General features: G+C 38.0%; 7 protein-coding genes. 6 read left to right on the top strand and 1 reads right to left on the bottom strand.

Features of this window, described 5'->3' with window-relative positions:
* Nucleotides 1–168: 168 nt before the first annotated feature.
* Nucleotides 169–1,344, bottom strand: a complete 1,176-nt coding sequence (locus tag H7T93_RS02190) for a peptidoglycan bridge formation glycyltransferase FemA/FemB family protein (RefSeq protein ID WP_037601949.1) — start codon at nucleotides 1,342–1,344, stop codon at nucleotides 169–171.
* Nucleotides 1,345–2,215: 871 nt separating this feature from the next.
* Here H7T93_RS02190 and H7T93_RS02185 point away from each other — a divergent pair.
* The 6 genes from H7T93_RS02185 to H7T93_RS02160 are packed head-to-tail and all read left to right on the top strand — an operon-like array spanning nucleotide 2,216 to nucleotide 6,625.
* Nucleotides 2,216–2,413: a F0F1 ATP synthase subunit C gene (locus tag H7T93_RS02185; RefSeq protein ID WP_002890193.1), complete on the top strand. Its 198-nt coding sequence runs from the start codon at nucleotides 2,216–2,218 to the stop codon at nucleotides 2,411–2,413.
* Between the two features lie 32 nt (nucleotides 2,414–2,445).
* Nucleotides 2,446–3,153, top strand: coding sequence for a F0F1 ATP synthase subunit A (gene atpB / locus H7T93_RS02180; protein ID WP_002885921.1), 708 nt, complete (start codon nucleotides 2,446–2,448; stop codon nucleotides 3,151–3,153).
* Between the two features lie 20 nt (nucleotides 3,154–3,173).
* Complete coding sequence (gene atpF / locus H7T93_RS02175; protein WP_084869505.1) at nucleotides 3,174–3,671, top strand: F0F1 ATP synthase subunit B; 498 nt, start codon at nucleotides 3,174–3,176, stop codon at nucleotides 3,669–3,671.
* Nucleotides 3,671–4,207: a F0F1 ATP synthase subunit delta gene (locus tag H7T93_RS02170; protein WP_002885901.1), complete on the top strand. Its 537-nt coding sequence runs from the start codon at nucleotides 3,671–3,673 to the stop codon at nucleotides 4,205–4,207. The genes atpF and H7T93_RS02170 overlap by 1 nt, the downstream gene beginning before the upstream one ends.
* Nucleotides 4,208–4,222: 15 nt before the next feature.
* The gene (atpA, locus tag H7T93_RS02165) at nucleotides 4,223–5,728 is read left to right on the top strand and encodes a F0F1 ATP synthase subunit alpha (protein WP_002885972.1); all 1,506 of its coding nucleotides are present in this window, start codon (nucleotides 4,223–4,225) and stop codon (nucleotides 5,726–5,728) included.
* A gap of 18 nt (nucleotides 5,729–5,746) precedes the next feature.
* On the top strand, nucleotides 5,747–6,625 hold the full coding sequence (locus H7T93_RS02160) for a F0F1 ATP synthase subunit gamma (protein WP_002890208.1): 879 nt from the start codon (nucleotides 5,747–5,749) through the stop codon (nucleotides 6,623–6,625).
* Nucleotides 6,626–6,695 lie beyond the last annotated feature (70 nt).

Raw genomic sequence — 6,695 nt, 5'->3', positions numbered from 1 at the left:
CCTTCGATGCGCACCCGCATAGCGGGTGGTTTATCTGTTTCGCACCTTCGGAGCGAAACGGACTTAAAGTCACATAACAAAAAAGTCATCATATGATGACTTTTTCAGTGGCTCTAACAAAAGCCTGCGTTTATTTCAAGCAATGAATAGTAAACAGTATTTTTTAAACTAAGAACGTCTAAGAAGCTTTTTAAGTCCTTGAATAAGTTTGTATTTTAAAGGTTGTGGGTAATAGCGGAAGGTTCCCATCTTACGAACAATATAACCGTTAAAGTTTTGTTTAAATCGTAGAACTCCATCAGAGCCGTCAAACACACCTGTGATTCCAAGGAAATTATAACTCATAATATTTCTTCTTAAAGTGCAATTCATGGCATGATACTGAATTAAGAAAGCAGCAGAGAATTTTTGAAATTCTGTGTAGGAACCTCCAAAGAGATATGTGGCCTGATCTTTCGTATATAGTATTAAAGCACAGGCAAGAAGTATCTTCTCTGTATTAATTTGTTGTTTGAGCTCTGAAATGATCTGTTTTTGTTTATTCAATTTTTGAGCTTGTTGATCATACTGTTTGCTCTTAGGGTTCAGTGAGGTAAGTTTACTATTTATGTGATCTAAGCTTTTTTCAAAATCTAACTCTGCTACCAAGAAATCAGCGTTATCACCAAATGCATCATATAGTTCTGTATAATAATCTAAACTTTTATCTTCAAATCCTTGCCTTCTTCCGGTTTCTTCTATAATCTTTTTGAATTCTGGAATTTCTTCTTTATTTATTTTGCGAACAATAACATTATAGTCGAGAGCAGTTTTGATGTTTCTGACGCTATTTTTGTTAAATGATTTTAATAAAGATGTTTCATCAAAGCCCTCAAGATTTTTCAAATAATGCCAAGTTGGTTCTCCTTCAGGATAGCCTACCTGTAAACCATCAAATTTGTAGCCAAGATCTGTTAGTGTAGAAATTAATTCTGTTTTCTCAGGTTCAATAGGCTTTCCATCAATTTCAAATGTCTGATAAATGTCGTCTGGCTTTACAACCAATTCTAGAGCTCCCTGTTTCTTAGCAAAAAGTTGTAATTCATGATAAAAACTCTTTAAATCGGATTCATTTGTATACAATGGACCACTATTAATTTCTATTCTGACTCCTCCAGTCAAATGCTTCATGAAAGCAATAGCAGCAACAGTAGTTTCATTATTACTTTTCCAACCTAAAAATTTAGTCTCGAATCCTCTTTTTCTTAGGAGATTAGACATTGATACTGTTTGCATGAACGAATGTTCTTTACATTTTTCTATGAAAGATGTAAACTCATCCTCTTTCAAAATTGTAAGACTCATTTTATTTCCTTTCGATTACAAGTAAAATAGTTATATAAGTTATTATAACAAAAATAAATCCAGATGCTTCAAACTATCTATATTTCAAAGTGACTATAGTCAGAGAATGCTAAAGTCTAGTAATCTTACATTAATATAAAACTAGGTACAGTGAGGTTCTAGATTCTATCGTTGATAACGAAAGGAAGATAGCATCGGGTCATGTGTTTTGTATGATAGAAGAAGATTTAGGACAAAAGAAGTTGTTAAATTGGACGAGTTACCGTTTTGTACACGTCATTTTATGAAAAATACAAAGTCTCTATGAGGTGATATTATTATTCCTGGACTATGAAATAAAGGTTGGGTAAGTCGTTTAACATCTGATAATGTTAGTGTTTGTTTTATCCAAGGAGAGTAGCCACGTCGATGGTAATTATTGATAAAGTAAACATTTGATATGGAGAGATACTAATATTAAAAAGTGTCGGAGTAGTATTTTCTACTTTTGGAGTCAGTAGGACTTTCTAAAGAGAAAGTGGAGCAAAAACGCTCCCCTTCAGCTTTCTTTAAGGAACTCAAGTTATACTATAGTCATCCTAATAAGTATTACTGAACGTCGTTCGGTAGCGCTCACATGTTCTGGTTTTAAGTCAGACAGTGTATCTTTCTTTTTTCATAAATCTCCCAAACAAGTCTAATCTCACAAGGTTAGGCTTGTTTTTATGAAATAAGCAGAAAGTTTTTCATTAAAAGTAAACGCCTGTGTAAGTAAAATGAAAACGTTAGGCAAAGTCAGTGAAAACGTCTAAAAAACCGTCAATTCATTGACTTTCGTGGAAAATAGGACTAAAATAGCAGGGTAAAAATAATTAAAAAGGAGAATTCTACTATGAATCTAACTATCTTAGCCCTCGGTTTGGCCGTTATGGGTGTATCTGTTGGTGAGGGTATCCTCGTTGCCAATATCGCTAAAGCTGCAGCTCGCCAACCTGAGATGTTTAGCAAACTTCAAACATTGATGTTTACTGGTGTTGCCTTTATCGAAGGTACCTTCTTCGTATTGTTTGCCCTTAGCTACATTGTCTAATAGACAAATAAAAGATGAAGGAGGGATGAGCAGTGGAAACTACAAGTAATCCAACCGTCTCATTATTTGGGATTGATTTTGACTTGACTGTCCTTGCCATGTCTCTCTTGACAGTAATTATCGTTTTTGGAGTGGTTTTTTGGTCAAGTCGTAAGATGACCATTAAACCAAAGGGAAAACAAAATGTGCTTGAGTTCATCTATGAGTTTGTGAACAGTACCATTTCTCAAAGTCTTGGGAAATTCACGAAGAATTATAGTTTGCTCTTGTTTGTAATTTTCACCTTTGTTTTTACAGCAAACAACTTAGGTTTGCTTGTATCTGTAAAAAGTGAGCATTACAATTTTTGGACTTCTCCAACATCGAACTTCGGTGTTACTATCACTCTTTCTTTGATTATTACCCTCATTAGTCATATTGAGGGGATCCGTAAAAAAGGGTTTAAAGGCTATCTAAAGGGCTACCTTTCACCATACCCAGCTATGCTCCCAATGAACATTTTGGAACAATTAACCAACCTTGCTTCATTGGCCTTGCGTTTGTTTGGTAACATTTATTCTGGTGAGGTACTTACTGGCTTGATTCTTCAATTAGTGACCTGGTCTGCTTTTGCAGCACCTGTATCCTTTGCTTTGAACCTTGTCTGGGTTGCCTTTTCAGCCTTTATCGGCTTTATCCAAGCCTATGTCTTTATTATCCTAAGTTCAAACTATATTGGTGATAAAGTCAACGAAGAATAATTAAGAAAGGGAGAAATGAAATGTCAATACTTATTAATAGTACGACACTTGGTAATATCATTATCACACTCGGCTCAGTTTTTCTCTTGTATTACCTCATCCGTAAATTCGCATGGGATCAAATTACAGGAATCTTTGCTGTTCGTGAAAAGAAAATTGCCACAGATATTGATAGTGCTGAAAATGCTCGTCAAGAAGCAGAACGCTTGGCACAAAAACGTCAAGATGAGTTGGCAGGTGCTCGCACTGAGGCAGCTCAAATTATTGATGGGGCCAAGGAAACTGGTAAAACTCAAGAATCAAAAATCATTGCAGAAGCACATGATGAAGCTAAACGCTTGAAAGAGAAAGCAAATCAAGACATCGCCCAAAGCCGTGTGGAAGCACTTGCTGGCGTTAAAGGTGAAGTTGCAGACTTGACTGTCCTCTTGGCGGAAAAAGTTATGAAACAAAACCTTGATGCTAAAGCGCAATCTGACTTGATTGATAGCTATCTTGATCAATTAGGAGATGCTTAATGGATAAGAAAACACAAGCTCTTGTTGAGCAGTATGCCAGAAGTCTGGTAGAAGTCGCTTTTGAACAAGACGCCGTGTCAACAATCCAAGAAGAAGTAAGGCAAATCCTAACAGTTTTTGCTGAAACAAATCTAAAAACCTTCTTGTCGCAGGAAAATGTGACAAGTGAAGCTAAAAAAGAAAGTTTGAGCTTGTTTCAAGAGTCTTGTTCAGTGTATATGAACAATTTTCTTGAGGTAATCTTACTCAATGACCGTGCCAACATTCTCTATGATGTGTTGAAATTGGTCCTTGAGCTCTTTGACCAAGAAGACAATACTTACGATGTCACAGTGACATCAGCAAGTCCCTTGTCTGAGGAACAAAAAGCCCGACTTTTGGCGATTGTTTCACAAAAATTTGAGATTAAGACACGTCGTTTAGTAGAAAAAATTGATGAGGACCTCATCGGAGGATTCGTCATCAAAGCAAAAAATAAGGTTGTTGACACGTCAATTCGCAGTCAATTGCAAACCTTTAAAACGAATTTGAAATAGAAAGTGGTGTGACTTTTGGCAATTAACGCACAAGAAATTAGCGCTTTAATTAAAAAGCAAATTGAAAACTTCCAGCCAAACTTTGACGTCACTGAAACTGGTGTCGTTACCTATATCGGTGACGGTATCGCACGTGCTCGTGGTCTTGATAATGCCATGAGTGGTGAGTTGCTCGAATTTGAAAATGGTGCCTATGGTATGGCCCAAAACCTTGAAACTAATGATGTCGGTATCATTATCTTGGGGGATTTCGTAGCAATTCGTGAAGGCGATATTGTTAAACGTACTGGAAAAATCATGGAAGTTCCAGTTGGTGAAGCCCTTATTGGTCGTGTAGTAAACCCACTTGGGCAACCAGTTGATGGTCTTGGTGACATCGAAACAACAGGTTTCCGTCCAGTTGAAACACCTGCTCCAGGTGTTATGCAACGTAAATCAGTTTCTGAGCCATTGCAAACTGGTCTTAAGGCCATTGATGCCTTGGTTCCAATTGGACGTGGTCAACGTGAGTTGGTCATCGGAGACCGCCAAACTGGTAAAACTTCAGTAGCCATTGATGCTATCTTGAACCAAAAAGGTCAAGATATGATCTGTATCTATGTGGCTATTGGTCAAAAAGAATCAACAGTTCGTACACAAGTAGAAACGCTTCGTAAACATGGTGCTCTTGATTACACAATCGTTGTGACTGCCTCAGCATCACAACCATCACCATTGCTTTACATCGCGCCTTACGCTGGTGTTGCAATGGCTGAAGAGTTCATGTATAACGGAAAACACGTCTTGATTGTTTATGATGATTTGTCTAAACAAGCCGTGGCCTACCGTGAACTTTCATTGCTTCTCCGTCGTCCACCAGGTCGTGAAGCCTACCCAGGGGATGTCTTCTATCTCCACTCACGTCTTTTGGAACGTTCAGCTAAAGTTTCAGATGACCTTGGTGGTGGTTCAATTACTGCCTTGCCAATCATCCAAACGCAAGCCGGAGATATCTCAGCTTATATCGCAACAAACGTTATCTCAATCACAGATGGACAAATCTTCTTGCAAGAAAACTTGTTTAACTCAGGTATTCGTCCAGCCATTGATGCGGGTTCTTCCGTATCACGTGTAGGTGGATCAGCGCAAATTAAAGCGATGAAGAAGGTTGCTGGTACACTTCGTCTTGACTTGGCTTCATATCGTGAACTTGAAGCCTTTACGCAATTTGGTTCAGATTTGGATGCTGCGACTCAAGCGAAATTGAACCGTGGTCGTCGTACAATCGAAGTTTTGAAACAACCGCTTCATAAACCACTTCCAGTTGAGAAACAAGTTGTTATCCTTTACGCTTTGACACACGGTTTCTTGGATAGTGTTCCGGTTGATCAAATCTTGGATTTTGAAGAAGCACTCTATGACTACTTTGATAGTCACCATGAGGATATCTTTGAAACTATTCGTACGACTAAGGATCTTCCTGAGGAATCTGTACTTAATGAAGCTATCCAAGCTTTCAAAGATCAGTCAGAATACAAATAGAAATAGGGAGGACAGCATATGGCAGGCTCTCTAAGAGAAATCCAAGCAAAAATTGCTTCAACAAAGAAAACGAGTCAGATCACAGGAGCCATGCAAATGGTTTCTGCATCGAAATTGACACGTTCTGAGCAAGCTGCTAAAGATTTCCAAATCTATGCCTCAAAAATTAGACAGATCACAACAGATCTTCTACATTCAGAATTGATTAATGGTTCGTCAAATCCAATGTTGGATGCACGCCCAGTTCGTAAGACAGGTTACATTGTCATTACTTCAGATAAAGGACTTGTTGGAGGTTATAACTCAACAATTCTTAAAGCTGTGTTGGACATGATTAAACGTGACCATGATTCTGAAGATGAATATGCTATCATTTCTATTGGTGGAACAGGTTCAGATTTCTTCAAGGCTCGTAACATGAATGTTGCTTTTGAACTTCGTGGCCTTGAAGATCAACCTAGTTTTGATCAAGTCGGAAAAATCATTTCTAAAGCTGTAGGAATGTATCAAAATGAACTTTTTGATGAACTCTATGTGTGCTATAATCACCATGTTAACAGTTTGTCTAGCGAAGTTCGTGTGGAACAAATGCTTCCTATCGCTGATTTGGATCCCAATGAATCAGAAGGTCATGTGTTGACCAAGTTTGAATTGGAACCAGATCGTGACACTATTTTGGATCAACTCTTACCACAATATGCGGAGAGTCTTATCTACGGTGCTATCGTAGATGCCAAAACAGCTGAGCACGCAGCGGGTATGACTGCAATGCAGACAGCCACTGATAATGCTAAGAATGTGATTAACGATTTGACAATCCAATATAACCGTGCGCGTCAAGCTGCCATCACTCAGGAAATTACTGAAATTGTTGGTGGTGCAAGTGCACTTGAATAGCTAGAGATTTGTCTTAATTAGACACACATGAAAAAGGGATGATTGTCATCCAAAAAACTATCATAAGGAG

This window comes from Streptococcus sp. 9.1 (genome assembly GCF_016648815.1).
Taxonomy (GTDB): domain Bacteria; phylum Bacillota; class Bacilli; order Lactobacillales; family Streptococcaceae; genus Streptococcus; species Streptococcus salivarius_E.
Note: the sequence above shows the minus strand (reverse complement) of the source record. Positions and strands in the feature narration are given on the sequence as shown.

What these genes read in the sequence shown, in the direction of transcription:
- H7T93_RS02170 (WP_002885901.1), top strand. Translation starts at nt 3,671, where the DNA reads ATGGATAAGAAAACACAAGCTCTTGTTGAGCAGTATGCCAGAAGTCTG.
- H7T93_RS02185 (WP_002890193.1), top strand. Translation starts at nt 2,216, where the DNA reads ATGAATCTAACTATCTTAGCCCTCGGTTTGGCCGTTATGGGTGTATCT.
- H7T93_RS02190 (WP_037601949.1), bottom strand. Translation starts at nt 1,344, where the DNA reads ATGAGTCTTACAATTTTGAAAGAGGATGAGTTTACATCTTTCATAGAA.
- atpF (WP_084869505.1), top strand. Translation starts at nt 3,174, where the DNA reads ATGTCAATACTTATTAATAGTACGACACTTGGTAATATCATTATCACA.
- H7T93_RS02160 (WP_002890208.1), top strand. Translation starts at nt 5,747, where the DNA reads ATGGCAGGCTCTCTAAGAGAAATCCAAGCAAAAATTGCTTCAACAAAG.